Source organism: Mesorhizobium sp. WSM4837 (genome assembly GCF_055811435.1).
This window is the reverse complement of sequence record NZ_JBVVQE010000087.1, coordinates 1-25,912: the sequence shown is the minus strand read 5'-3', so window position 1 is coordinate 25,912 and position 25,912 is coordinate 1. Positions and strand designations below refer to the sequence as shown.

Genomic DNA, 25,912 nt, shown 5'->3' with positions numbered 1-25,912 from the left:
CCGATATTGGCATTGATCTTGACCAGGAAATTGCGGCCGATGATCATCGGCTCGCTCTCCGGATGGTTGATGTTGGCTGGAATGATAGCCCGCCCGCGCGCCACCTCGTCGCGCACGAATTCCGGTGTGACGAAATCGGGGATCGCTGCGCCGAAGGCTTCGCCGTCGCGGTCAAGCTTGCCGCGCAGGATCTCGCGACCAAGGTTTTCGCGGATGGCCACGAACTCCATTTCAGGCGTGATGATGCCGGCGCGCGCATAGGCAAGCTGGGTCACCGCCTTGCCCTGCTTGGCCCTGAGTGGCCGGCTGCAAATGGGAAACTCCGGCGTCAGGCGCTCGCCCGCCGCAAATCCGTTGTCCTCCGGCCGGACGTGGCGGCCGTCATAGTCCTCGACATCGCCGCGTGCCGTGATCCATTCGTGGCGAAGTCGGGCAAGGCCCTTTTCGATACTGATTTCGAGGGTGGGGTCGGTATAGGGGCCGGACGGATCGTAAACGGTGACGGGCGGCTCACCGGCCGTCGGATGGACGGAGATTTCGCGCATCGGCACCCTGATCTGCGGGTGGATGGCACCGGGCCTGTGGATTTTCCGCGAGGCGGGCAGTCGTCCCGTCGAAACCACCGGAGTGAGGGCATTCATCGTGAGGCTCCTTTGCTCATGCATTGGAGACCCAGTTCTGTGCCGGAAGGATGAAAAGACGCTTCTGTTGACCTGCCGAAACAGGACCTCGGGCGTAAACTCCCGCAAAGCGCTTGCACCGTCCCTACGCCAGTATGAACTGGATCAGGTTCAACGGGTCACTGCGCCGCGAAAGCCAGCAGTATCTCAGCCCCTTGCCGGGACTCCCCTGGTGAATGCCCCAGGTTGAACGGGCCGGCTCCGATTTGTCAAGCGCATTCGGGTCCGGCCGAAAGCAGCTATCGCCTAGCTGGCGGCATCCGTTATCCGCTCAAGGCGTTTTTCAAGCGTCGGTTCTCCCGCATCTATCCGGCGCTGCTGGTTTTCGTCCTCGCTTCGAAGGTTGCCTTGTCCGGCACGTTTGTCGCCTTCAAATGGAAAGCGGCGCTGACGGCGCTGACATTCACCTACAACTATGCCGGAATTCTCGTCAGCCGCGCCGGCGCGCTCGACCATATCTGGTCGCTGTGCGTCGAAGAACATGCCTATGTCATCCTGGCGCTGATCAGCTTTGTTGTTTCGGGGCGTGCCCGTGTCGTCATGCTGCTCAGCGCGCTGTCGGTGCTGGCCATGGCGAACGGTGCGATTTCCTACTGGGTCTTCGGGATGGACTACGAGACGACCTATTGGCGAACCGACGTGCGAATCGCCTCGATCCTGCTATCGGCGGTGATATGCCTGCTCAAGGCCGGCGACAGGCTGCCGGCGTTGTTCAAGGGGCCGCATTTCGCCATTGCGGCGACCGTCGGAGCGGTTCTTCTGTTCATGGATGCGGTGCCGCCGATCCACTTTCTGGTCGCGGTGCCGCTGTTGGCGCTCGCCGTCAATTCGCTCGACTTCAGCACTCGGTATCTGACCGGATTTTTGTCTTCCTGGCCGATGGCGACGCTGGGGCTGTGGTCGTATTCCGCTGTATCTGTGGCAGCAGCCGTTCTAAAAATTCGTCTATGCGCAGGGCAGTGCGCCGCTGCTGATGCTGGCCGGCGCGCTTGCGCTTTGTGGAGCTATTACATCGTCGAAAAGCCGGCTCGCGCCTGGCTGAACCGCAACTGATAGAGCTGTTGCCTCAGCCGGTGATCCGCCTGGTGTAGTAGCGGACTGCCTTCTTGCCGCCGTGGATCACCGCGTCGACGACCTCGACGAAGCCGAGCGCGGCGTGAAAGGCATCCGAAGCCGGATTGGGCGGTTCGGCATTCACCTCGCAAGTGACGATGGTCTGGCCGGCACGCGAAACATGTTCGAATAGATCTTCATAGAGCCTGCGGGCATGGCCGCGGCCACGCGCTTCTCCCGCGACGACGATACGGTCGACATAGACAAAGCGCGGATAGCGCTCGCGAAACCACAGGAAGTTCGGACTGTCGTAGCGGGCGTCCTGGTCGAACGTCATGATGAAGGCTTCGAGCGCACCGATGCGACGCGCATAAAACGCTTCGCCGAGCAGGAAGGACAGGCGTTCCGGCTCAAGCCACGACCTGCTGCGGCGTCAGTTTGGCAAGGCGCTGCACCATCTCGGCGCGATCGGTGCTGTCGGCGTCCGGGCGGCTTGCCTTCATAAGTTTCGGGCACGTGGATCGCACCTTCCATCGCCGAGCGAATGGCGGCGGCCAGATCGCTCTTGCGCGCCGATTTCGGGACGAAGCCGGCTGCGCCGTAGGACAGCGCTTCGGAAATGATCTTGGGCTCCTCATGTCCCGAAGCGATGACCACCGGCAGGCGCGGATAGCGGGTCCGAAGCTGCAGCAGCCCGTCGAAGCCATGCACATCGGGCATCCTGAGGTCGAGCAGCGCAGAGATCGAATGGCAGTCCGCTGCGACTCAGACACTAGTCCTTCAAGATGACCCAAACAGAACAAGAATCTTACTGAACCGAACTGATTTTGCAATGACGGTCGCCGAAGATGATTCTGAACCACTGAGGAAACTTGACGAGTGCCTGGACGAAGCGTCCAGGCATTTCTCAGCCGTTCTTGCCGTGCCTCCGAAGCTCTCGATCTCGAGCGCTCATCGCAATGAGGGTAGCACAACAGGGTCAAGATGGGGCCGAGAGACATGTCCTGGACGAGTTATTCAGTGGCATTGCTAAGCGCCCTATGGAAGCCTCGCTGATCAGGCTATGAAGTCCAGCAACCAATGTCCGGGCATGATCGTCCGGGACCACATCTTGAACATCGTAATGCCAGACACCGAGGCCTCCAGTCGGGCCTCCGACATTCAGATTCGCTCCGTTAGAACGAGCTTTGGAATCGCAGCACGCCGCCGAGGCTGTTCCTTTTGCCGACGTGAGCCGGGTTCATTCCGGAACGGTCGACGGCAGCGAACTTGGCGTAATGGGCATAATCGACTTCGGCTGTGACTGTGAAACCTGGAATGACCATATAGGCGACGTTTGCAGCCAGTCCGGAGTCCCTGAGCTGATCACCCGAGACCTGAAGGTTGAACGAAGTTTTCTCGTTTAACGTGTAAGTGGCGCCCGCCCAGAAAGCCCAGTTGCCGCTCCAAATTTTGTAGAAGCCGCGACCGTGAGCGGCGACCGCGTTGGTTGGGTCATCGTTGAGATTGCCAATGGAGCCGTAGCCGAACATTCCGAATAGCGACAGGTCATCTGTGACATTGACATCGACTCGGAGCTTGCCGGCCAAAGCTTCGTAGTCGCTGTCACGAGCGATTACGCCGGTGATCGCGCCCCAGCCCTGCGTCTGTTTCACGCCGAAGACGACGTGCGGAACATGGCTGTCGATAGTACCGACTACACCCGACCCTTGTTCAAGTGAAACCAGAGCCGAAAAGCCATTATCGGCATCGAAGTAATACTGAGCCGCGTTGGTATCGAAGTCGCCGTACGGAACGAGTACGTTATTGAGCACGTTTCCGGCGTAGCCTGTAAACGTGTCGAAGGCCGACTCGTCCTTGCCAACTCGGAGGCCACCAAGCTGGATCCAGGCGGAAGTCAACTTGACGCCGCTGTTGAAGCTATAGTTGTGAGGGCTTTCCGGACCCGGATAAGCGTTGTGGTTGCCGAAGTTCACGCGAGTCTCAGTATAGGTCTTCAGTGCGCCTAGTTCGGTCTCCTGGCGCGTCCAAGTTTTGAACGTGAAACGCGTGTTGTTTCGCCAGGTGCCCTGAGCCTCGCCAGTTCTCACATCGGAGGTTCTTATCCCGTCATACGATCGGACATCGCTGAGGCCGACGTCGTAACGGATGTAGCCGCCGATGCGCACGCAGGTCTCGGTGTCGGGGATATGGAAGTAGCCCGAACCGTAGACGTCGCAGATCTTGACGTATTCGGTCGGATCCGGCGCGGAGACTTCGTCCGTCGCGCGAGCGACGGAAACGGAGATCAGGGCCGCAACTGAGCCGAGAAGAAGGCTGCTTACGTTCATTCTGGATCTCCAGTTCAAAGAATAAAAGGCGGACGCGTCAAAGGGCGAACTGGCGGCCTATCCCAGGACCAAAAACATGTGCATCTCGGTCCTCTTTCGTACCTGAGGAATGCGCGATACTAAGTTGACTAGAGGGAGTTCCGGTGTGAGTAAGCCAAGTTATACTGTACTTTGCTTTATCGCAGTTCGACTTATGGAATAAACAACTGTGGTTGGCTATCAACTGCCCGAAGGAGGTGAGATTCGACCTCCGTCCGGATCCAAGAAAAGGAAAAATCGCCTATTGCCTTGCCGCGCTTCCCACACCGTTCCTCAAATTCTTTCAGTACATCGTGGATTCAGCATTTCTGAACCAATATTCATCTCCGTTATCTGTGAGTTGGCCGTCGGCGTTAGATGCGGAGCAGCAAGCGACGTGCCATCCTGAAGAGGTAGCTCCGCGCTGACACGTAAATTGGCCGGCGCAACTTCGTCGCGCTCCCTTCTTTTTGCTTTTTGGGGGTCAGGCTGAGCACCGAGCAGACGTTTTGGGACACGGTTCGTATGTTCGATATGTGACACTTTCGTTCGATACCGACAGCACCTGTTTGCTGTGAAGCTCGGGTCGAGACAGCATGCGGCGGCGCCGCTCGGTACGTCAGGCGGGAGCCCCGCTGCAGCACACATCTGGATCGTGCCAAGGATGGCCCGTTTCGTTTTGCAGCGGCGCAATCGTTCACACCCCCGTGCGACTCACCTAGCGCCCATTGCGGATCGGATGGATGCATGCTCACGAGAGAGTAGTGTGGTTGGTTGCAGGGCCACCGCCTTGTTCGGTCAAACAGGCCAACTCTCGACAGATCACGGTTTAGGTCTTATATAAACGCCCTAAAAAGAGTTAAGGTCGTTTATATGAGACAAACATGCGCTCAACAGTGACAGATACATTGCCTCCCAGAGTCAAGAGGGCGCTTGGCAAGCTCGGCGCCGACATTGCGCTCGCCCGTAAGAAGCGCAGCCTGACCGTGATGATGATGGCGGAACGACTGGGTGTCGCAAAGAGCACCTATCTGAAGATCGAAAAAGGAGACCCGACCGTCGCTATGGGGGCCTACGCCATGACCTTTTTCGTTTTGGGCTTTGATGAGGCTTTGGCGCAGATCATCGACGCGCATCGCGATGAGCAAGGCCTGCTCCTCGACGCTGAACGTTTGCCCAAGAGGGTAAGGGTGCGGAAGCCACCGGGTGCAATATGAGACGTTCTATTGCTGTTCACATTGGCGAAGAAGCGATGCTACTGGGTACGTTGCGCTATGATCAGCAGGGTGCGCGCGAGAGCGCTGCCTTTGAATATGATGCAGGTTGGCTGAGAGCAGCGGAAGGCTTCTCGATCGAACCCGGTCTGCCACTCGTTACTGGCCCTCAATTCCATCGAAGGACCGGCGACGGATCCGTGTTCCACAACGCGATCGCCGACACGGAGCCGGACGGATGGGGCCGGCGTGTCATCCAGCGCGACCACGCCAAGCGTCGCCAAGAGGCGCGCCGGGCGGGAAATGTCGCCGAAACGCGGCCTCTGAACGCGATGGATTACCTCTTGGCAGTGGACGACATGAGCCGCATTGGTGCGCTCCGGTTGAAGGACGAAGAAGGGCGTTACCAAAGAACGACCGAGGAGGGTCGACGCACCACGCCGCCGCTCATTGAAATCGGTCGACTCCTCGCGGCCACGCACGCCGTCGAGACAAACACCGAGACGGCAACGGATCTCGCCTATTTGCGTGGACGTGGCACGTCCCTTGGGGGCCTTCGTCCGAAATGCTCTGTCGTCGACGATGACGGACGCCTCGCTATCGGTAAGTTTCCGAGCGTTGCCGACGATCGATCTGTCACAAAAGGCGAAGTGCTCGCTATGAAGTTGGCCAGAAAAGCCGGCGTGGATGCTGCTGAGACACGTCTGCTCGACAGCGACGGCGCCCCTGTCGCGCTCATACGGCGTTTCGATAGGACTCCGAACGGCAATCGACTCATGTATATCTCGGCCGCCACGATGATCGGCGCAGAGTCAGGGGACGTTGGCGAGCATAGCTATACTGAACTTGTGGATGTGCTTCGTCAGCACGGCAGCCAGCCAGCGGCCAACATCGAAGAGCTTTGGCGGCGCATCGCGTTCTCGATCCTTATCACCAATGTCGATGACCACCTCCACAATCACGGCTTTCTCCATGTGCATCGCGGGCAATGGCGCCTGGCGCCTGCATTCGACATCAACCCGTTCCCTGAGCGCGTGCGAGAGCTGAAAACCTGGATATCCGAGGAAACTGGGCCCGAAGCGACTGTCGACGCACTGATGTCGGTAATCGCTTATTTCCGGATCAGGAGTGATCGAGCGAAGACGATACTCGCAGAAGTCGAAAAGGCGGTCGCGTCATGGCGGGAGGAGGGGCGGGCGCTTGGGATGACCCCCCAAGAACTCGATAGCTTCACCGACGCGTTCGAACATCGGGAACGGCAAGCCGCCCAACGGCGCAGCAATGATCCCTGAAAGCTTGCCGTTCGCGGTTAAGATGGCGTCCTGCAAGGGCGTCAAGGCGACTGGTTCTCCGTTTCGCCCACCCTCACTCCATGTCCGGCGCCGAAAGGTCGAGCGCCAGCGCCGTCTTCGAACAGGCCTGGTTCCGGCTGGCCCAACGCCAGCCGGTAGCGAGTCAGATACTCTTCTGCCAGTCTCTGAGCCGCACAGCGCTGCTGAAGCGCACGTCGAACGTGATGCTGATCGGCTTGTGCGCAGGCGCGACCACCAGCGCTCGAAGCCCATGCCCTCCTTCTTGCCGTCGCGCGCCGCATCGAAGATGGCCCAGAACGGACCGTTCCTGCCCCCGGCCTCGAGCCCCGCGGCGGCATGGGTATTCGCGAGAGAGCGCCGGACGCATAGGCTCCGCGTACTGGCGATGCGGCCTTCGCGCTGCTTGAAATCGACCGGCGCGGCAGAACGCGATCGCTAACGCGATCACGTCACCTGGGAGGACGAGAAAAGATTGTTGAGGCACGGGTACGAGCTGCCTCAGTCGTTCGTTCGATCGACAGCACTGTGTGCGGAGGACGCTCTCCATCATGCAGTGCCAGGAGACGCTGGCCGATTTCCTTGTCCGCTGCCGTGAGCCGATGATTCAGGCGAAGAAAGTCCATCCAGGTTGGCGTGCGGAATGTCTCTGTCCAAATCGAAGGCGTTTGAAGATTTCGCTGGAGTGTCCAGTTTCGCGCACCGGCGCGGCTCTGAACATGGCGCCTTGCGCGCATGTAGCCCAGAAAGGTCTCGATATTCTCTTCGGCTATAAGATACTCGACCTTGACGACTATGGGGCCGCTCCTGGGCTTCAACTCGAGTGCGAGCTCCGGCGGGTGAAAATCCGAACTTTCCTGATCCGTTTCTTCCCATGGACGGACCGGCAACAGTATCCCCGCAGCTGCAACCAGCAACAGAGCGCCTGCGGCGCCCTCCAGAGCCCAGGCTAAGGAGTAGTCCTGTGCGACAGTACCCCAGATCCAGCTGCCGGCCGCCATACCCCCTGCGCTCAGGGCGTAATATATCGACAGTGTGCGGCCGACGACCCACCTTGGGCTTGCCAGCTGCACCGACACGTCGATGCCCGTCCAGGTGATAAGCCAACCCGCGCCACCAAGTGCCAGCGAAATGGCCGCCACGGCGACCGATGATGTGAGTGCAAGGGAAAGGCAACATGCTGCACAAGCAACAGAGGCGAACGATACCAGTCTGTTTTGAGAGGTGATCCGCCTTAGAAAGCTATTGCTCATGCCCGCGACGAAAGCACCCATGCCGAAGCCGGCCAGCAAGATGCCGTAGACGATTGGGCCGCTTTTCAGCTGATCCCGGACGACTAGTGGGAGTAGCGCAAGGATGGAGATGCTTGCCAGCCCGAACAAGGTTGCACGGGCAATCGCTGCCCTGATCTCCAAGGACAATACCGTGAAGCGCACTCCGTCATGAATTGCCATCGTCATTCGCTCACGAGGGAGAGGCGAAGTGCGAACCTTCCATTTGGTGCGCCATATCGCGCCGAGAGGGACCAGATCGCTCAGCGCGGCCAGGGCGAAAGCGGCGAGCGGCCCAAAGAAGGCCAGCATCGTCCCACCCAAAGCGGGTCCTATGCTGCGTATGATGTTGTATCCGACAGACATCAGCGTCACTGCGGCCGGAATGTCGCGCTTGTCCAGGATATCGCCGACCGAGGCATGCCAGGCCGGATCATTCAGAGCGAAGCCGCAGCCAGCCAGAAAGCCCAATCCAAGTAGGAGCCAGGGATCGACAAATCCCAGGCCCACCGAAATCATCAGCGTCGTTGATGCCAATGCTATCAGGCAGTGCCCCGCAAACATAACCCATCGGCGGCTGAAGTTGTCGGCGATGGCTCCGGCAAGAATTGAGAGGAAGAATACCGGCAACGTGGATGCGGCCTGCACGAGTGCAACCATCAGATCCGAAGCGGAAATCGTGGCCATCAGCCAACTGATGGCGACCGTTTGCACGAGCCACCCGAGGCTGGATATTTGCGTGGCCGTCCAGATCGAGCGAAACACCGGGTTCCGAAATGGAGCCAGCGTTGTTGAGACAGGCAGATGAGCATTTTTTTCGGACTGCATGACGTTTGATGCCTTCGAGGGGCCGCTTATTCAATTCACGGCTGCCACTACTGCCGTTACGATGTTGACCAATAAGGGCCGACATATCGAGGATGACTTCATCGCAATGAGGAGTTGGATACCTCCGCTCTCCTGGACTGGCGCCAACCACTCCTCGCCCAGCAAAGTAGCGTTGCCGATCGTCCTGCTCGAGAAAATCGTCTGCAGGGTTTTAGCTCTCGCGTCACCGAACCGGCGCCCATGCAGCTTGCCGGCGACTATTTTTTCGCATTGGGCCCGTTTTGCTAGTGTCATTCGTGACAAATCCTGTGCATGGCCGTCGTACCGCTAAATTCCGAGGATGAGGGCGCCTCCAGTGAGACCGGCACCCGCCGCCGCAAGGAGAATCTTTTCGCCCGGCCGAAACGGCTGCGCCCGATGCGATAGCGAGAGCGAAAGCGGGATGGTCGCGGCGGAAGAGTTGCCGTACTCGGCAATCGTCTTGACGATTGCTTGATCCGCTATTCCGAGGTTCCTCCCGACCACATCGAAAATGCGGACATTGGCCTGGTGTGGCACGAACCGATCGATGTCTTGCGACCGCATTCGGGCAGCAGAGAGGGCCTCCTGCGAGCAGCGAGACATCATCTCCACGGCCTTCGCGAACACTTCGCGGCCGTTGGCGATCGTCATGCGGGTCTGCCCGAGGTCCATGCCGCCGTGGAACGGTGTGTCGCTTCCTCCGGCGGGAATCTGGATCAGCCCGTAGCGCGAGCCGTCCGAAGCCAACGCGGCGCCGAGAATGCCCCGATCCGGCTCTTCGCACGGGGCAATCACCACGGCGCCGGCGGCATCGGCAAACAGCACCGCGCTTGCGCGCTCGACTGGATTGATGCGGCGACTGAGGATGTTGGCGGCGATGACCAAGGTCGCTTTGCCATGGAGGCGGGTGAATCCGTCGGCAAACATCAGGGCATAGATGAAGCCGGCGCAGGCGCCTGTGAGGTCGACCGCACCGGCGCGGCCTAAGCCCAGGCGATGTGCTACCAGCGGCGCGCTGGGCGGCAGAAGGTGATCGGGTGTCGAGGTGGCAAGCAGCAGAAGACCGATGTCGCCACGGTCGATGCCGGCATTCGCCAGCGCCATGTCGCCGGCGTGCGCGGCAAGACCCGACAGCGTGTCTTGGTCCGTTGCCCAGAAGCGCGAGCGTATCCCGGTCCGCTGCTCGATCCAGCCGGGCTCAAGCCCGAGACGGATTTCGATTTCCTGGTTCTCCACCTTTCGGGCCGGCGCATGATCGCCAAACCCGAGAAAGCGCGACGATCTGCTCATGCGCTCGGACCGAAGCGTTCGCCGGCCTCTTCGAAGGCGTCATACAATCCGTCGAGTTCCTCTCCGGTGATGCAATAGGGCGGCAGAACATAGAGCACATTACCGAGCGGGCGCACGAGCAGGCCGCGCTCGAGGAAAAAAGCGCGCAGCTTTGGTCCGATCTCGGCCAGATAGCCGGCCGAGCCGGCGCGCAGATCGAGAGCTGCGATCGTGCCGGTCGCCCGGCAATCTGTGAAGTTGGCATTGTTGCGAAAGCGTCGAAGCCCGACGGCTTGCCCGGCGCTCAAGGCCGCAATCCGCTCGGCCACCGGCTCGTCCCGCCAGATCTCGACATTGGCGAGTGCTGCCGCGCAAGCGATCGGATTGGCGGTGTAGGAGCTCGAGTGGAAAAAGGTCTTCTGCCGATCTTGGGAGTAATGGGCCTGGAAGATGGCATCGGTCGCGAGTGTGGCCGCGAGTGGGATTGCGCCTCCGCTCAAGCCCTTCGAGGTGCATAGTATGTCCGGAGAGATCAGCGCCTGCTCGCAGGCGAACGTGCTTCCGGTGCGCCCCCAGCCGGTCATCACCTCGTCGGCGATCAGGAGCGTGCCGAAGGCCTCAGTGATCTTTTTCAATTCGGCCAGAACCCAGGCCGGATACATCAACATGCCGCCGGCGCCGAGCACCAGCGGCTCGACGATCAGCGCGGCGGCGCGGCGGTCGCGCGAGAAAGCCTCGAATCCATCCAGCGTTTCCTGCTCGCGCCCTGCGGCCGGAAACGGAATGGTGTCGACCTCGAACAGCAGGGGTTCGTAGGCGGCGTTGAACACGCCGCGGGCTCCGACGCTCATCGTGCCGATCGTGTCGCCATGATAGCTGTGTTCCATGACGACGATGCGCGAACGCGGCGCGCCGATATTGCGGTAATAGCCGAGCGCCATCTTCAGCGCGACTTCGACGGACGTGGATCCACTGTCGGAATAGAAGACCCAGTCGAGGCCTGCCGGCACTATTTCGATCAGCGCCGAGGCCAATTGCTCTGCCGGCTGATGGGTGAGACCGGCGAAGATCACCTGGTCGAGCATCTCAGTCGCATTCCGGATTGCTTCCATGATCCGTGGATGGCGGTGCCCGTGGGTGACCACCCACCAGGAGGAGATTGCATCGAGGATATGCCTTCCGTCATTCGTCTCTAGCCAAGCCCCTTCCGTGCGGATAACGGACGGCATGGCCGGCTCGATCGCGTGCTGGGTGAATGGATGCCAGACCGGCGACCGCGACATCATTCGCCTCCGGCAATCTTGGCGAGGTCGAAGCCGGCAAACATCGCCTTCCGCAGAGTTTCGCGCGTCAACGGAACGAGGTGTGGCAGCCTGCCGAGCTGACGCACCGCGCCGAATTCGGTGATTGTCCTTTGCGTATCGGCTACCTCTTCGCCGATGAAGGCGATGCCGATCAGCGGGATGGAGCGAACCCGCAGGGCTTCGATCGACAGCAGAGTGTGGTTGATCGTGCCGAGCTCGGTGCGGGCGCACAGAATGACCGGCAGCCGCCATTCAGCGAAGATGTCAATAAATCTTGTCTGTCGGTTGATCGGCACCATCAGTCCGCCAGCGCCTTCGATGACGAGCGGTGTCGGCAGGACCGGAAATGCAAGATCGGCAGCCTCAATCGAGACGCCGTCAATTTCGGCTGAACGATGCGGTGACAGCGGGCTCTTCAAGCGGTGAGCTTCCGGCAGCACGCGCCCTGACGGCAGGCCGGCGAGCCGTTCAACCGCCTCACTATCGGTCTCCTCATCGAGACCCGATTGCACCGGCTTCCAGTAAAAGCCGTCGAGCAGCCCGGCGAGCCCAGCCGAAAACACGGTCTTCCCTATTCCGGTGTCTGTTCCGGTGACGACGATACGCGTGGTCATGCCGTGCCCAACACCTCGACGAGCGTCTCGACCATGGCCGAAATGTCAGGCTTGCCGACATTCAGCGTCAGCGAAATGCGCAGCCGCGACGTGCCCTCCGGCACGGTCGGCGGGCGAATGCCGCGTATGTCGAAGCCGCGGGCCTGCAGTGCCGCCGCCATCACCATGGTGCGGCTGACGTCACCAATGACAAGTGGCTGGATCTGCGAGCCGCTGCGCGCCACGCCACAGCGCTCGGCCAGTTGGCGGCCCGCGAAGGCAATGTACTCATGCAGCTGAACGCGGCGCATCGGCTCATCGACCAGGATTGCGAGCGCTTCGCGCGCCGCCACCGCCATTAGCGGCGATGGCGCGGTGGCGTAGATAAAGGGCCGGCAGCGGTTGACAATATAGTCGCACAGCACTCCCGGCCCAGTGACGAGTGCGCCGGATGCGCCGAGCGCCTTGCCGCATGTGTGGAGCGCGACAATGTTGTCGCGGCCCTCGAAAGCGGCGGCCAGCCCCCGGCCGTCCGGTCCCCAGACGCCGGTGGCATGTGCCTCGTCGACCACTATGAATGCCTCGTACCGATCGGCAAGCCCGACCAGGCTCTCCATCGGCGCCCAGTCGCCATCCATGCTATACAGGCTTTCGACTGCGATCCAGATATGCCCCATGCCACCTTCGGCGCGCCAGCGCCTGATCGCGTCCTCAAAAGCATTTATGTCGTTGTGCGTGGCCGGCCTGAACTCGGCGCGTCCAGCCCGCGCCCCTTCATGCATGCTGGCATGCGCGAGTTCGTCGAGGATCAGCAGGTCGCCCTTCTGCGGCAGGGCGCTCAGCAGGGCGAAGTTGGCGATGTAGCCGCTGCCGAAGAACAGCGCCCGTTCGGCCCCGAAGAACGCCGCCGCATCTGCCTCTAACGCCTCATGTTCCGGCGCGTTGCCGCGCAGGAGCCGCGATCCGGTAGCGCCGACCGGGGTGCCCCCCTCGATTGCCGCCCCGACTGCATCGCCAAGTCTCTTCGAGGCAGCAAGCCCGAGATAATCGTTGGACGAGAAGTCGAGCCCGGCGCGCGGCGCCAGCGTCCGCAGCCGGCCCTTGCGTGCCAGACCCTGCAGGGTTGCTTCATAGCGGGCAAGCGGCGGCTCGTTCATCTTGCCTCGCGTGGCATCGGCTCAATGCCGAGACGCCTGAATAGACGATTATCCTTGTCCTCGCCGGGATTGTCCGCCGTCAGCAGCATGTCGCCGACAAAGATCGAATTGGCGCCGGCAAAGAAGCACAGCGCCTGCGTTTCGTCGCTCATCGCCGTCCTGCCGGCGGAGAGCCTTACATAGGACTTCGGCATCATGATGCGGGCGAGCGCAATGGTGCGGACGAAATCGATCGGATCGATGGGCTCGGCCTCGGCAAGCGGCGTGCCTTCGATGGGGATGAGCATGTTGATCGGCACGCTTTCCGGCGGCTCGGGCAGGTTCGCGAGTGTGACCAGCATGTCGATGCGATCGGCCTTTTCCTCTCCCATCCCGACAATGCCGCCGCAGCAGACCTTCATGCCAACCTCGCGCACGTGCCCAAGTGTTTCCAGCCGGTCGGCAAAGGTCCTGGTTGAAACAACCTCGCCGTAATAGCGCTCGGACGTGTCGATGTTGTGGTTGTAGTAGTCGAGACCGGCCGCCTTCAGGCGCTGCGCCTGACTGAGGTCCAGCATACCGAGCGTCATGCAGGTCTCCATGCCGAGCGCCTTCACGCCCTCGATCATGGCGACCACGGAGCCCATGTCGCGTTCCTTCGGACTGCGCCATGCGGCGCCCATGCAATAGCGGGTGGCGCCGGCGTCCCGCGCCTTGATCGCTTCGGCAATGACACGCTCCACCTCCATCAGCTTGGACGCCTTCAGGCCGGTTTCGTAATGTGTAGACTGGCTGCAATAGCCGCAATCCTCCGGGCATCCGCCGGTCTTGATGCTGAGCAGCCGCGACAGCTGCACCCGGTTGCGATCGAAGTTCTGGCGGTGGATTGTCTGAGCCAGGAAGAGCAGGTCATTGAACGGCATCCCGTGGATAGCCTCGGCCTCTTTGCGGTTCCATCGGGATAGTGCCCCCTCGATCGATTGCATGGCTTGCTTCACGTCGCACTCCGAGTTCGTTCCAATCGTCATCATCAAAAGCTTTGTCGCTGGTCCAACAGCACGTGCAGGAGGCTGTCGACCCTCCTCGGGTTCGCTATGATCGTCGATCAGCCCGATGAGCCTGAACCAGTTGGAGGGTGCGCCGCACGAAGATGCAGGCTCGCATGGAGCAGTTCCTGCGTCGGCGCGCTCCAGCGGAGGTGGGAATGCTTTTCATTCCATCTCCATCAGTTCAAGCGCGCGCCGATGCGCCGGCATATCCAGGCCGATGTCGAGGATAGGCGCGCTGTGTGTCAGCCATCCGACTGAGATGAGGTCGACCCCCGTCGCAGCAATCGACGGAGCCGTTTTCGGCGTCACCCGACCGGAAGCCTCGGTGATGGCGCGGCCACCGACGATTGCCACGGCGCGGGCAAGGTCCTCAACCGACATATTGTCGAGCAGCACTGCGTCGACTCCCAGCGTGAGCGCTGTATCGAGCTGCTCAAGGGTCTCGACCTCGACCTCGATCTTCACCATGTGGCCTGCGGTGGCGCGCGCCCGCTCTATTGCCGTGCGAATGTCGCCGGCGATCGCGATGTGGTTGTCCTTGATCAGCACGGCGTCGTCGAGCCCGAAGCGGTGATTGGCGCCGCCGCCGACGCGTACCGCATATTTCTCCAGCGCGCGCAGGCCGGGCGTCGTCTTTCGCGTGCACACGATCTTCGCCTTGTGGCCACGCACGGCCTCGACCATCGTCGCTGTGGCAGTGGCGATGCCGCTCAGGCGGCACAGAAAATTGAGCGCCGTGCGCTCGGCCGTGAGCAGGCCTCGCGCCGGTCCGCACAACTTGGCGATAGTCTCGCCCGCCGCGACATCGCTGCCGTCAGCTCGCCAGATGTGCATGTCGATCGCAGGCTCGACGAGCATGAAGGCGAAGGCGGCCAGATCGAGACCGGCAACGATGCCCATCTGTCGCGACTTGAGCACCAAGGTGGCCGTGCGATCACGCGGGATCACGGCGTCGCTGGTCAGATCACCGCATCTGCCCAGGTCTTCGAGAAGAGCACCGCGCACGATCGGCTCGATCAGGGTTGAGGGAAGGGGTGAGAACGAATTCATGTCAGGGTGCTCCGTATCGGCGCCCGCCAGCTGAGTGCGACGGCGGTCTGTATTGCGCTGCGCAGTGTCAGCCGTGACTGGCGCGCATCTGCATCGCGTCCGGGGAAATCGGAACGACAGTGCGAGCCGCGGCTCTCTTCGCGCCGCAGGGCCGCAATGGCGATCATCAGCGCGACCAAGGCGGGGCCGGAGGCAGCGCTGTCGTGAGCTGCGATCGGCAACAGGGCCGCCACCCCGTCGCGTAGCGTCTCGCTATCGCGGATGATGCCGAGCGCGGCCGAGACGATTGGGCGGATGCCGGAGGCGTCTGGCCGTCGAGGCACGAATGCGGAACACACGCGCGGACGCCGGGTGTGTGATACGTCGGCGACGCTTTCAGCAACCCAGCTCGCTGTGACCGCCGCTTCGATAAGCGAGTTGCTGGCGAGTCGGTTCGCGCCGTGCAGACCGGTGCATGCGACCTCGCCACATGCCCACAATCCCTCGATGGAGCTGCGGCCGGCAGCGTCTACAGCGACACCGCCCATGTGATAATGTGCCGCCGGACGCACCGGGATCGGGTCGGTCGCGGGATCGATGCCGGCCTGGTGGCACAAATCGGCGATCGCCGGAAAGCGCTTGTCAAATCTGAGGCCGAGACATTGCCTTGCGTCCAGGAACACACGGCGTCCGACAGCGAGCTGATGCCAAACCGCGCGCGCAACCACGTCGCGAGGCGCAAGCTCGCCCCCGGGGGTTTCAGCGAGGAAACGCTCTCCTTGCTCGTCGATGAGCACAGCACCCTCGCCGCGCACCGCTTCGCTCACCAGCGGCATCGGCCGCCGCGGACCCTCGAGGGCGGTCGGGTGGAACTGCACGAATTCCAGGTCGGCGAACTCCGCCCCGGCACAGGCGGCGAGCGCGAGCCCCTGTCCACATGAGCCAGGCGGGTTTGTCGTATCGCTAAACAAGCCGCCGATGCCGCCGGTCGCCAGGACCGCGCGGCGCGTTGGCAAGGCGATTGCGCCCGTGCACCCGGCCGCGACCACGGCGATAATCGCCCCGTCTTCCACGACAAGCCGGCGGGCCTCCACGTTTTCCAGAATAGTGATGGAGGCTGTGCGCCGTGCCGCGGCGATCAGCGCGCGGACCAGCTCGCGACCGGTGGCATCGCCCGCCGCATGCACGATCCGCCGCTGCGAGTGCGCCGCCTCAAGCCCGAGCCGCAACGCGCCGTCAGCGCGTCGGTCGAATGCGACACCGAAGCGCTCTAGAGTCCTGATCGCTTCAGGTGCAGCTCGGACCGTTCGCCGCACCGTCGTCACGTCGCAGAGACCGTCGCCGGCCGCGACGGTGTCACAAAGATGAAGTTCGGGACTGTCCTCGCCGCCGACACTTGCCGCAAGACCGCCTTGGGCGAGCTCGCTGCAGGCTCCGGTTCCCAGCCCCGCATTGGACAGAAGCACAACCGGTTCCGGCGCCAGATGAAGCGCCGTCATCAGGCCTGCCACACCGGCGCCGATGATGACCGGCGCCCCGCCGATGTCATGAACGTCGAGGCTCATATGGAAAGCATACGCTCGACCGAGCGGCGCGCGCGCCCTGCAATCCCGGGATCGATCCGAACCTCATGCCGGTTCTCCTCGAGTGCGACGCGAATGTTAGCCAGCGTGATGCGCTTCATGTGCGGACAGAGATTGCAGGGGCGGACGAACTCGACGTCGGGATGCGCGATCGCGATATTGTCGCTCATCGAACATTCCGTCATCAACACTACGCGGGGTGGTTTTTCCCGCTCGACATAATCCGACATGGCCGCGGTGGAACCCGAAAAATCCGCCTCTGTGACAACGTCCGGGGGGCATTCGGGATGGGCCAGCACGATGACACCCGGATGTGCGGCGCGCAGTTCGCGAATATCGGCCGGGGTGAAGCGCTCATGCACCTCGCAACGACCCTTCCAGGCGATGATCCCGACCTTCGTCTCGGCGGCGACGTTCTTGGCGAGATATTCGTCGGGCAGCATGATCACACGCGGCGCGCCGAGCGATTCCACCACCGCCTTTGCGTTGCCCGAGGTGCAGCAGATGTCGGACTCGGCTTTCACAGCGGCGGAGGTGTTGACATAGGTGACAATGGGCACGCCGGGATAACTCTGCCGCATCAGCCGCACGTCTTGTGCCGTGATCGAATCGGCCAGCGAGCAACCAGCGCCGAGGTCGGGGATAAGCACGGTCTTTTTCGGATTAAGCAGCTTGGCCGTCTCGGCCATGAAATGCACGCCGGCAACGACGATGACTTGCGCCTCGACTGTCACAGCCTTGCGGGCCAGCGCCAGGCTGTCGCCGACAATGTCTGCGACGCAATGGTAGATCTCGGGCGTCTGATAGTTGTGCGCCAGGATGATGGCATTGCGCTCGCGCTTGAGCGCAAGGATGGCTTCGATATCGTCCACGAAAGACGGCCATTCAATCGGCGGGATCACGCGCCGGACGCGCTCGTAGAGGAACGCGGCCGTAGGCAGCACGGCGCTCATTGATGCCCCCGCTTATACTCTAGTTGAAGATAACCGGCATATACTTGCCGTGAGTATAAGGGATGTCAACCCCGCGCCAGCGGCAATTTTGTCCCGGCGACGGCCCTTTCGTCGAGAACGGCGTGGCGGAAGCGGTAGAGCTTCGCCGGCCGACCACCGGTCTCCGCCGTGGTCTCGCCGGTCTCCTCGACCAGTTCCTGTTGCTCGATCAGGCGGCGAAAGTTCGGCTTGTGGATGAGCCTGCCGGCGAGCGCCTCCACGGTTCGCTGCAGCTGCAGTAGCGTAAAGGTCGGTCGCATAAGCTCAAAGACGACGGGCCGGTATTTGATCTTGGAGCGTAGCCGCGCAATGCCCGTTGCCACGATACGGCGATGATCAGCGACCATGGATTTGCTCGGCACCAGGGGAAGCGGCGTCTCCCGTCCTCTTCCGGCCTCTTGGACCAGGCCTGCTTCATAAAGTAACTCATATCGCTGAAGCACGAGCTCCTCATTCCAATAACGGTCGTCGAAGCCAAAGGCGATCGCCGCCCGCTGCCGGCGTTCGCGTCGCGTGGCCGCGTCGCTCGCTCCGTCTGCCCAACCGATCAAGCGTGGTCGCACAACATCCAGCACCACCGGCGGGGTGCCGGAGCGGTGGTCCTCCCATGGAAAATAGTCGTACCAGCTTTGCCAGCCGCACTTGGATGAGCCCGTTGCCTGTTCTTTGCTGGTCAAAGCGAGATAGCTGATGGAGATGACGCGCTGCTGGCGTTCGGCGCCGATTCGGTCCCGATCGGCGAAGGTGTAAAGCTGCTCGATGTACCCCAAGGGCTGGCCGGTCTGCTGCTCGACCCACCCCCTCAAACCGGATTGCGGCGACCGGTGCTCAAGCGCAAAAGGTCCGGACGGCAGGGTGTCAGCCTGGCCGATGGTTAGGAGACAGGGGTCACTTTCATTTACGGCCACGACGACGGCGATCAGGTCCACTTTGACTTGGTCCGCCTTGCCGGCTTTGTCTTTCCTGGTTCCTGTTGCCTGATCGTCCATGTTCGTGAAAGTGGTTGACACGAGCCCGGGAGCCTTAATCGATTTAATGTAAGCGAGGCTGTCCGCACGTCAACACCGCACAGCTGCATCCCCATTTTTAGCTCTTCGCACTTGCACAAAAATGTGCCAAACGCGACACCCGCGGCGGGTAACGCGAGGGAAGGAGGGATGGGTTGAGCGCAGCTGGTGATCGAAAGGGGATTGCACCGCTGGATGTTCGGATGCGGAAAGGCCAGACTCCACTCGTCTGCCTGACGGCATATACCACGCCAATCGCCAGTTTGGCCGATCGACACTGCGACATCGTTCTCGTCGGCGACAGCGTCGGCATGGTCCTGCACGGCCTCTCGTCGACGCTGAGCGTCACTCTCGACATGATGATCATGCACGGCCAGGCGGTGCGCCGCGGTCTGGTGCGAGCATTGATGGTCGTAGACCTTCCATTCGGTTCCTATGAAGAAAGCCCCGAGCAGGCCTTCCGCAACGCTGCGCGCCTGATGGCGGAGACCGGTTGTGCAGCGGTGAAGCTCGAGGGGGGGCAGACCATGGCCGAGACGATCCGCTTCCTCGCCGCGCGCGGCGTGCCTGTCATGGCCCATATCGGCTTGACGCCGCAGGCGGTCAACACTCTCGGCGGCTACCGCGTCCAGGGGCGGGGAGACGATGCCGAGCGCATCAGGCGCGACGCCGGTGCGGTCACGGAAGCCGGCGCTTTCTCGGTGGTGCTGGAGAAAGTGTCCGAGCCGCTCGCACGGCGCATCACTGCGGAGATCACCGTCCCCACAATCGGCATCGGCGCCTCGCCGGCCTGCGACGGCCAGATTTTGGTCAGCGATGATATGCTTGGGCTTTTCGGCTCTTTCCGGCCGAAATTCGTCAAACGCTACGCCGAACTAGGCAAGCAGGCCGATGCGGCGATCGCGGCTTATGCCGCCGACGTGAGGGAACGGCGCTTTCCGGCGGCCGAACATCTCTACGCCAACGAGACGAAGGCCGGAGACGTCACATGAGCGTGCCGATCGTTCGATCCGTTGCCGAACTCCGCGCTGTTGCCGCGGGATGGCGTCGCTCAGGCGCCCGTGTCGCCGTTGTGCCGACCATGGGAGCCTTGCATGAAGGCCATCTGAGCCTCGTGCGGGCCGCGCTTCAGAAGGCCGAGCGGGTAGTCGTGACGCTGTTCGTCAATCCCAAGCAGTTCAACAGTGCCGCCGACCTTGCCGCCTATCCTCGGACGGAAAACGAAGATGCTGCCAAGCTCGTGCCGACAGGCGCACATCTGCTCTATGTACCGGATGCAGACGAGATGTATCCAACGGGCTTCGCCACGGCCGTTTCGGTGTCCACTCTCAGCGAGGGCCTGTGCGGCGCCTTCCGGCCCGGCCATTTCGATGGCGTGGCGACGGTCGTGGCCAAGCTCTTCCTGCAGACCGGCGCAGACTTCGCCTTCTTTGGCGAAAAGGATTTCCAGCAGCTTCAGCTTGTCAAGCGCTTGGTCCGGGACCTTGACATCCCGATCACGGTGGTCGCATGTCCGACAGTCCGCGAAACCGATGGTCTTGCACTATCGTCGCGCAATAGCCGGCTCTCGCCAGCAGAACGCGCCATTGCCCCAAAGCTGGCTTCGGTCTTGCTCGACACGGCTGAGCGGCTTGCGCGTGGCTCTCCTGTCTTGCCCATGCTTGATGAAGCGCGTGCAACAATTCTGGCGACAGGCTATCGCGAGGTCGAGTACCTGGAACTTCGCGGCGAAACAGACCTGCAGCCGCTAGCAAGGCTTGACCGACCAGCACGCTTGCTTGTCGCGGCTTGGCTCGGCGACACGCGGCTCATCGATAACGTCTCAACATCCCCGGTTGGTAAGTGGCCAGGCGCGCGGCGTTCGCTTCACCGGGAAGCAGCAAAGTAATGCCGGCGATGATGGCGACCAAATCGTCCGCGTCGCATCCATGCGGGGTCGTTTAGACCCAGATTTCCCCTGGCATCGAGCAACATTCGAGGAGATCGCGCAAAGGGCTGATGTATCGCGTATTCGAAAACTTCGTCGAGCAACTCTCTGCAAGCATCGATGCGGTCGACCTCCATGAGGCGATGGCGTCCGCCGCAGCCGGCTTCGACTTTCCGCTCTTCGCCTATTTCAGTTACCCGTCGGTCTCCGGCCAGACGCCGCGATTGATTTCAAATTACCCTTCATCCTGGACATCGCACTATCTGCAACTGCGCTACCACAGCCATGATCCGGTGATCCTGCGCGGGCTGCAAGGCTGGGATACTTTTGATTGGGGCGTGGATCGACCCCGCCAGTGTCTGCCGGCCTCGCAGCAAGAAATCCTGGAAAAAGCAGCTCACTTTGGCATTCGCGGCGGATTGACCATGTCCATGCATGACCATCGCGGCCGGTTTGCGGCGCTGACCTTCGCTTCCGACCAGTCCCGTCCGCCTCTCTTGCGGTCACTCACTCGCTACGAAAAAGCATTGCAGCTGGTCGCAATCAACTTTCATATACATGCCCGGCGCCAGCTCGCCGAAGATTGCGTGGTGGACGGCATAACGCTGACCCCGCGCGAGTTCGAATCCCTGAAATGGGCGGCGCGCGGTAAGTCCGCCTGGGATATCAGCCAGATCCTCGGCGTCTCGAAACGCACCGTGACCTTCCATCTGGAAAACGCCAAGGCAAAGCTTGGCGTGCGAACCATAAACCAGGGCATAGCACGGCTGACTGCTTCCCGTCAGTGGAGATCCTGACCTCCTTTTGTTGGAAAGCTGTAAAGGTCTACAGGCTGCATCAATGTCGGCTTTGCTCTTCGATGGCGGGAACACATCCTGCACGGAGGCGACAGATGATGCAGCTGATAACACCTGAACTCTACGGCGAGTTTCCAAACGAGCTCAACGAAATGCACGGGCTCAGGCATCGGGTCTTCAAGGAAAGGCTGGATTGGGAAGTTCAGACCGAAAGCGAGATGGAAACAGACGCATTTGACAGCCTGAACCCCGTCTATCTGCTTCTCAAGGGATCCGACTGGCGAATTTGCGGTTGCGTTCGTCTTTTACCGACTACCGGACCGACAATGTTGCGCGACACGTTTCCGATGCTGCTGGGTGAGACTGCGGCGCCCGCGAGTGCCCGCATTTGGGAGAGCAGTCGTTTCGCACTCGATCTCCCTCCATCAGCGCCTAAGTCCGGCGGACTGGCGCAAGCAACATACGAGCTCTTCGCCGGCATGATCGAATTCGGCTTGGCGAATAATCTCACTCGGATTGTGACAGTGACCGATACGCGCATGGAACGGATCCTGCGTCTCGCAACGTGGCCGTTGACGCGCATCGGACAGCCGAAGCCGGTTGGTAACACGGAGGCGGTCGCCGGTTTTCTCGAGATTTCCCACGCTAGCCTCAAGCGCATCCGCTGGAGGGGACGTCTGAACGGACCTGTATTATGGCAACCGGTTCTCGGCCTGCCGGCCTAGCGCTTGACGATGCTCAGCCTGACCAATGCTCCTGCCCGCGGGCGCTCCGTACGGTTGATATGCTGGCCGGACGGCGTAGTGCGAAGCTTACGACTATTCCGGTCGATTCCCCCGCACGACCTGGGCCCAGGAAGTTTTTAGGTGCAATCCGCAATTCCGGCGTTACCACGCCAAATGGCGCGCCCCGCCGCAGACACCCGAGTTTTTGGAGCCGTAAAAGCCCGGATTTCTTTACGCCGCAAAAAAGCAGCAACCCCGGAATCGTTCACAGAGCAGCCAAGGCCTGCACCGCTGGACGATTGCTCCTCTCAGCGGTGCCTTCTGGTACCAAAAAAGCCCCGGCGCTGGGTCGATGCGCCGGGGCTTTGGGCACGTACGAGCTACACCAACATGTCCGCTTATGAACGTGCGCTAATAAAATGAACGAATGGTGAATCGCGCAATAGCTCGCCGAACGTGGTTCGTATTCATGCTCCCATGTAAGAAGTGTTGCAGTTGTGTGTGTGTCAAGTTCTGCAAAATGGCGTGGCATTCAGCGGTGACGTTGGCGTGGCCGCCGCGCAGCCCCTGTGTTTAGCGGAGCGGCGGACATGGCGGGCCGCGTCTCAGGCGGCCAATGCCCTCAGGTTCTCTTTCTTGTGCTCGCGCAGATGATCCATGTTGAGGTAGCGGGTCGCCTCAAGCCAGTTCTCGTGGATCTCCACTGATTGCGCGCTTTTCCTGCTCAATTAACTGCAGAAGCGCGGCGTAACCGCCAAGCAGGCGCACCGGCGGAATATTTTCGCGCAATCCTGTAACGTGAAGGAGAAGGTAACTAAGGAGCGCGGCTCCTGCGCGTGAGGTATATCCGAACGTGTGCAGCAGATCGTCGCGCTCTCCCCGGACACATCCGCGCGTCACGGAACCTCGGTGGCCGGCCGCTCGGACGCGCAGGCGGATCCGGATCCAGAAATCCACAGATGCATTCCGGTCATGCTAGCTGCCAAGCATATGACCGGCATTTCGCAAAGCGCCTAGGAAGAGACCGGCATGGACGGTGACATCGATCTTGGCCTGCATTGACAGGGGCATGCTGGCCCAGTTCTCCAATGGCGAAATGAAATGTGAGAAAGTGCCATTGACCATGCAAGAGCGGGTAACAAGGCCTTGTCTGTCCAACGCGACCACGCCCGTCTGGTCGGCTCGATATCGGATGGCTGCGATCCGCTGGACCTCCGAGTCACCATCGACCCGCACGTCGAAAACCAGGACACCGTGGCTCCTCGTGGCTATCTCTGCGGCTTTTTGGTTGAAGCTTAGGGAGAGTGAGCGGACGCTTTCGACCGCCATCTGGAAAATCGCCAAATCCAGTTCATCCAACGCCATGTAGCTATTGCGCGCAATATAGGAGTGATTGCAACGACGCACACGGCTTGTTCACAGGTGCCGGCTCACGACCAATCCTTCAACTGGTTTTGCCACTCGGCCACCGACGGATTCGTGTTCCAGATCGAACTGATCCTGAAGCGGGGCGCGCGCACTGTCCTTGAACTTGGGCTTCTGCACTCCCGCCGTTAACGAACTCCGTACCTTCCTCGTTACTTCGCCAATTCGCGTGTGGCCTATGCAAGCACCCGTAACGCAGATTTGGACAGGTCAGCTTCTTTCCCAGCAATGCCTCGAGGTCGCTTCGCATCTGTCCTTCTGAGCATATGCTTGGGTTTGGACATCCATGAAAGAGCCCGCTGTTGGCGCCCGGTGCGCCACGGCACGTTAGCGATCAGACTCCACCGGGTTCACAAAGTTGACTCGCTGGGGTAGGGGGACCGCAGAGAAATCTCCGGTCGCAGCCTTACCCGGTCAAAACAAGGATACCACGATGAAGACTCTCGTCATCTGCTCCGGCGGATTGGACTCCGTTGCCCTTGCTCACAGCGTGGCAGCGGAGCACGAGCTCGCCGGCCTCCTGTCTTTCGATTACGGCCAACGGCACAGGAAAGAATTGGGCTTCGCCGCTCTCTGCGCGGAGCGACTGAACACTACGCACCAGATCATCAACATCCCCGAAATCGGCCGCGGCCTTTCCGGCTCAGCGCTCACCGATAATTTCGACGTGCCGGCCGGCCACTACGCCGAAGACACGATGAAGATCACGGTAGTGCCGAACCGGAACGCCATCATGTTGGCAATTGCCTTCGGTCTCGCCACCGCGCGCAAGGCCGAAGCGGTGGCGATGGCCGTCCATGGTGGGGACCATTTCATCTATCCAGATTGCCGTCCGGCCTTCATCGAAGCTTTCCAGATGATGCAAGACCGCGCGCTGGAAGGCTACGCAGAGATTCGCCTTTACACGCCTTACGTCAACCTCACGAAGGGCGACATCGTCCGGGATGGAGCAAGACACGGAACGCCATTTGCGGAGACCTGGTCGTGTTACAAGGGCGGCGAGCGTCACTGCGGACGGTGCGGGACCTGCGTGGAGCGGCGCGAGGCGTTTCATCTCGCGGGGCACGCTGATCCTACCGACTACGAAGACCCTGTCTTCTGGCTCGAGGCGCTGCGGAGGAGAAGCGCCTGATGTTCCGCATCACCAAGGAATTCCACTTCTCGGCCTCGCACCAGCTCACCTCTTTGCCGCCGGATCATCAGTGCGCGCGCCTGCACGGGCATAACTACATCGTCGAAGTGGAACTTTCGGCGAAGGACCTGGACGCGCACGGCTTCGTGCGCGATTATCACGATCTGGCGCCGCTCAAACGCTATATCGACGAGAGCCTCGACCATCGGCACCTCAACGAGGTGCTGGGACATGAGCAAGTCACGGCGGAATACTTGGCCAGACATTTCTATGAATGGTGCAAGGCACGTCTGCCGGAAACCGCGGCAGTGCGGGTGAGCGAAACCCCGAAAACCTGGGCGGAATACCGGCCGTGACGGACACGTGTCCCGCAATCCGTGTGAGCGAGATATTTGGGCCCACGATCCAGGGCGAGGGAGTGCTCATCGGCTTGCCTACAGTCTTCATCAGAACCGGCGGGTGTGACTACCGGTGCTCCTGGTGCGACAGCCTCCATGCGGTGGACAGTCAATTCCGCCACGAATGGGAGATGATGCCAATCGATGCGGTGTGGCAAGGCGTCGTTGGGCTTTCCGGTGGCCGGCCAGTGATGGTGTCGCTGTCAGGCGGTAATCCGGCCATTCAGCCCTTCGGTGCGCTGATCGAGCGAGGCCATGGTGAAGGTTACCGTTTTGCGCTGGAAACCCAGGGTTCGGTGGTCAGTGACTGGTTTGCGGATCTTGATGTGCTGGTTCTCAGCCCAAAGCCGCCGTCAAGCGAAATGAGGACCGATTGGGCTGCATTCCAGGCGTGCATAGAAGCGGCGCAGCAGAAGCCGCAAATCGTGCTCAAGCTCGTTGTTTTCGACGAGAATGACTACGCCTACGCCAAAGACGCCGCGGCGCGATTTCTGCACCTTCCGGTCTATCTGCAACCCGGCAATCACACGCCACCGCGCCCTGGCAATGAAGACGCACCTGTCGACCTGGACGGAATAATAAAACGCATGGAGTGGCTTGTGGAAAAGGTGACACACGACAGGTGGTTCGAAGCACGCGTGTTGCCGCAGTTGCACGTTTTGCTCTGGGGAAACAGGAGAGGCGTCTAGTCGCGCCTGTGCGGGAAATGGGCCCCCCATTTGGGGGGCGGGCGGGGTGGTGCTGAGGGGGGGGGTGGCGCGCATGTGGTGGGGGCGGTGGAAATGGGCGCGCCCCCGCGCGGCGTGCTTACCCGACGCGGG

The 25,912-nt window shown here is 61.3% G+C and carries 23 protein-coding genes, 2 pseudogenes and 1 riboswitch; of the genes and pseudogenes, 10 read left to right on the top strand and 15 right to left on the bottom strand.

The genetic code is table 11. The annotated features are described in order from the left end of the window. Window positions 1–641, bottom strand: a 641-nt coding sequence (locus AC0L3D_RS32160; protein ID WP_473647055.1) for a phosphomethylpyrimidine synthase ThiC, incomplete at its 3' end; no start/stop codon positions are given. A gap of 103 nt (window positions 642–744) precedes the next feature. Next, window positions 745–861, bottom strand: a riboswitch (TPP riboswitch). 5 nt (window positions 862–866) lie between these two features. Here AC0L3D_RS32160 and AC0L3D_RS32155 point away from each other — a divergent pair. Then, window positions 867–1,733, top strand: a complete 867-nt coding sequence (locus AC0L3D_RS32155; RefSeq protein ID WP_473647053.1) for an acyltransferase family protein — start codon at window positions 867–869, stop codon at window positions 1,731–1,733. Window positions 1,734–1,746: 13 nt separating this feature from the next. On the opposite strand, the pseudogene AC0L3D_RS32150 reads toward AC0L3D_RS32155, so the two are convergent. The 3 genes and pseudogenes from AC0L3D_RS32150 to AC0L3D_RS32140 form a co-directional block, all read right to left on the bottom strand. Further along, a pseudogene (locus tag AC0L3D_RS32150) lies at window positions 1,747–2,154 on the bottom strand (GNAT family N-acetyltransferase); the annotation flags it as partial. Then, a pseudogene (locus AC0L3D_RS32145) lies at window positions 2,153–2,471 on the bottom strand (response regulator); the annotation flags it as partial. The pseudogenes AC0L3D_RS32150 and AC0L3D_RS32145, both read right to left, overlap by 2 nt. Before the next feature lie 437 nt (window positions 2,472–2,908). Further along, on the bottom strand, window positions 2,909–4,063 hold the full coding sequence (locus AC0L3D_RS32140; RefSeq protein ID WP_473630560.1) for a porin: 1,155 nt from the start codon (window positions 4,061–4,063) through the stop codon (window positions 2,909–2,911). Between the two features lie 902 nt (window positions 4,064–4,965). Here AC0L3D_RS32140 and AC0L3D_RS32135 point away from each other — a divergent pair. Both AC0L3D_RS32135 and AC0L3D_RS32130 read left to right on the top strand, forming a co-directional pair. Next, complete coding sequence (locus AC0L3D_RS32135; RefSeq protein ID WP_065010596.1) at window positions 4,966–5,298, top strand: helix-turn-helix domain-containing protein; 333 nt, start codon at window positions 4,966–4,968, stop codon at window positions 5,296–5,298. Continuing rightward, a complete protein-coding gene (locus AC0L3D_RS32130; RefSeq protein ID WP_473647052.1) occupies window positions 5,295–6,587 on the top strand; it encodes a type II toxin-antitoxin system HipA family toxin in 1,293 nt (430 codons plus the stop codon). Before AC0L3D_RS32135 ends, AC0L3D_RS32130 begins: the two co-directional genes overlap by 4 nt. A gap of 470 nt (window positions 6,588–7,057) precedes the next feature. Here AC0L3D_RS32130 and AC0L3D_RS32125 read toward each other — a convergent pair whose 3' ends face one another. From AC0L3D_RS32125 to AC0L3D_RS32080, 10 genes are all read right to left on the bottom strand, one after another. Further along, window positions 7,058–8,704 carry an MFS transporter gene (locus tag AC0L3D_RS32125; protein ID WP_473518774.1) on the bottom strand — a complete coding sequence of 549 codons (1,647 nt, stop codon included), beginning with the start codon at window positions 8,702–8,704 and terminating at the stop codon, window positions 7,058–7,060. A 327-nt stretch (window positions 8,705–9,031) separates the two neighbouring features. Beyond that, window positions 9,032–10,015, bottom strand: coding sequence for a beta-ketoacyl-ACP synthase III (locus AC0L3D_RS32120; RefSeq protein ID WP_473628749.1), 984 nt, complete (start codon window positions 10,013–10,015; stop codon window positions 9,032–9,034). Beyond that, window positions 10,012–11,277, bottom strand: coding sequence for an adenosylmethionine--8-amino-7-oxononanoate transaminase (locus tag AC0L3D_RS32115; RefSeq protein ID WP_473628750.1), 1,266 nt, complete (start codon window positions 11,275–11,277; stop codon window positions 10,012–10,014). Before AC0L3D_RS32115 ends, AC0L3D_RS32120 begins: the two co-directional genes overlap by 4 nt. Further along, complete coding sequence (gene bioD / locus AC0L3D_RS32110; RefSeq protein WP_473628752.1) at window positions 11,277–11,912, bottom strand: dethiobiotin synthase; 636 nt, start codon at window positions 11,910–11,912, stop codon at window positions 11,277–11,279. Before bioD ends, AC0L3D_RS32115 begins: the two co-directional genes overlap by 1 nt. After that, window positions 11,909–13,048: an 8-amino-7-oxononanoate synthase gene (locus AC0L3D_RS32105; protein WP_473647050.1), complete on the bottom strand. Its 1,140-nt coding sequence runs from the start codon at window positions 13,046–13,048 to the stop codon at window positions 11,909–11,911. Before AC0L3D_RS32105 ends, bioD begins: the two co-directional genes overlap by 4 nt. After that, on the bottom strand, window positions 13,045–14,055 hold the full coding sequence (gene bioB, locus AC0L3D_RS32100) for a biotin synthase BioB (protein WP_473479587.1): 1,011 nt from the start codon (window positions 14,053–14,055) through the stop codon (window positions 13,045–13,047). Before bioB ends, AC0L3D_RS32105 begins: the two co-directional genes overlap by 4 nt. Before the next feature lie 183 nt (window positions 14,056–14,238). Next, a complete protein-coding gene (nadC, locus tag AC0L3D_RS32095) occupies window positions 14,239–15,126 on the bottom strand; it encodes a carboxylating nicotinate-nucleotide diphosphorylase (RefSeq protein WP_473628756.1) in 888 nt (295 codons plus the stop codon). After that, window positions 15,123–16,670 carry an L-aspartate oxidase gene (locus AC0L3D_RS32090; RefSeq protein ID WP_065010604.1) on the bottom strand — a complete coding sequence of 516 codons (1,548 nt, stop codon included), beginning with the start codon at window positions 16,668–16,670 and terminating at the stop codon, window positions 15,123–15,125. The genes nadC and AC0L3D_RS32090 overlap by 4 nt, the downstream gene beginning before the upstream one ends. Then, window positions 16,667–17,641 (bottom strand): quinolinate synthase NadA, encoded by a 975-nt coding sequence (gene nadA, locus AC0L3D_RS32085; RefSeq protein WP_473491930.1) that lies wholly within the window; start codon window positions 17,639–17,641, stop codon window positions 16,667–16,669. The genes AC0L3D_RS32090 and nadA overlap by 4 nt, the downstream gene beginning before the upstream one ends. A gap of 65 nt (window positions 17,642–17,706) precedes the next feature. Continuing rightward, window positions 17,707–18,669, bottom strand: a complete 963-nt coding sequence (locus AC0L3D_RS32080; RefSeq protein WP_473647057.1) for an NUDIX hydrolase — start codon at window positions 18,667–18,669, stop codon at window positions 17,707–17,709. A 173-nt stretch (window positions 18,670–18,842) separates the two neighbouring features. On the opposite strand from AC0L3D_RS32080, the gene panB reads away from it, so the two are divergent. The 4 genes from panB (at window position 18,843) to AC0L3D_RS32060 (ending at window position 22,136) form a co-directional block, all read left to right on the top strand. Then, on the top strand, window positions 18,843–19,679 hold the full coding sequence (gene panB / locus AC0L3D_RS32075; RefSeq protein WP_473647049.1) for a 3-methyl-2-oxobutanoate hydroxymethyltransferase: 837 nt from the start codon (window positions 18,843–18,845) through the stop codon (window positions 19,677–19,679). Continuing rightward, window positions 19,676–20,575, top strand: a complete 900-nt coding sequence (gene panC / locus AC0L3D_RS32070) for a pantoate--beta-alanine ligase (protein WP_473647047.1) — start codon at window positions 19,676–19,678, stop codon at window positions 20,573–20,575. Before panB ends, panC begins: the two co-directional genes overlap by 4 nt. 110 nt (window positions 20,576–20,685) lie before the next feature. Further along, on the top strand, window positions 20,686–21,411 hold the full coding sequence (locus tag AC0L3D_RS32065) for a LuxR family transcriptional regulator (protein WP_473628764.1): 726 nt from the start codon (window positions 20,686–20,688) through the stop codon (window positions 21,409–21,411). 95 nt (window positions 21,412–21,506) lie between these two features. Next, on the top strand, window positions 21,507–22,136 hold the full coding sequence (locus tag AC0L3D_RS32060; RefSeq protein ID WP_473479450.1) for an acyl-homoserine-lactone synthase: 630 nt from the start codon (window positions 21,507–21,509) through the stop codon (window positions 22,134–22,136). Between the two features lie 975 nt (window positions 22,137–23,111). On the opposite strand, the gene AC0L3D_RS32055 is transcribed toward AC0L3D_RS32060, so the two are convergent. Then, a complete protein-coding gene (locus AC0L3D_RS32055; protein WP_040592906.1) occupies window positions 23,112–23,501 on the bottom strand; it encodes a hypothetical protein in 390 nt (129 codons plus the stop codon). Between the two features lie 493 nt (window positions 23,502–23,994). On the opposite strand from AC0L3D_RS32055, the gene queC reads away from it, so the two are divergent. From queC to queE, 3 genes are read left to right on the top strand one after another with little or no spacing between them, the layout of a single operon-like run. After that, entirely contained in the window at window positions 23,995–24,693 is a 699-nt protein-coding gene (gene queC / locus AC0L3D_RS32050) for a 7-cyano-7-deazaguanine synthase QueC (protein ID WP_473628768.1), read from the top strand. Beyond that, window positions 24,693–25,049, top strand: coding sequence for a 6-carboxytetrahydropterin synthase QueD (gene queD / locus AC0L3D_RS32045; RefSeq protein ID WP_065010611.1), 357 nt, complete (start codon window positions 24,693–24,695; stop codon window positions 25,047–25,049). Before queC ends, queD begins: the two co-directional genes overlap by 1 nt. After that, on the top strand, window positions 25,046–25,780 hold the full coding sequence (gene queE / locus AC0L3D_RS32040; protein ID WP_473647045.1) for a 7-carboxy-7-deazaguanine synthase QueE: 735 nt from the start codon (window positions 25,046–25,048) through the stop codon (window positions 25,778–25,780). Before queD ends, queE begins: the two co-directional genes overlap by 4 nt. Window positions 25,781–25,912 lie beyond the last annotated feature (132 nt).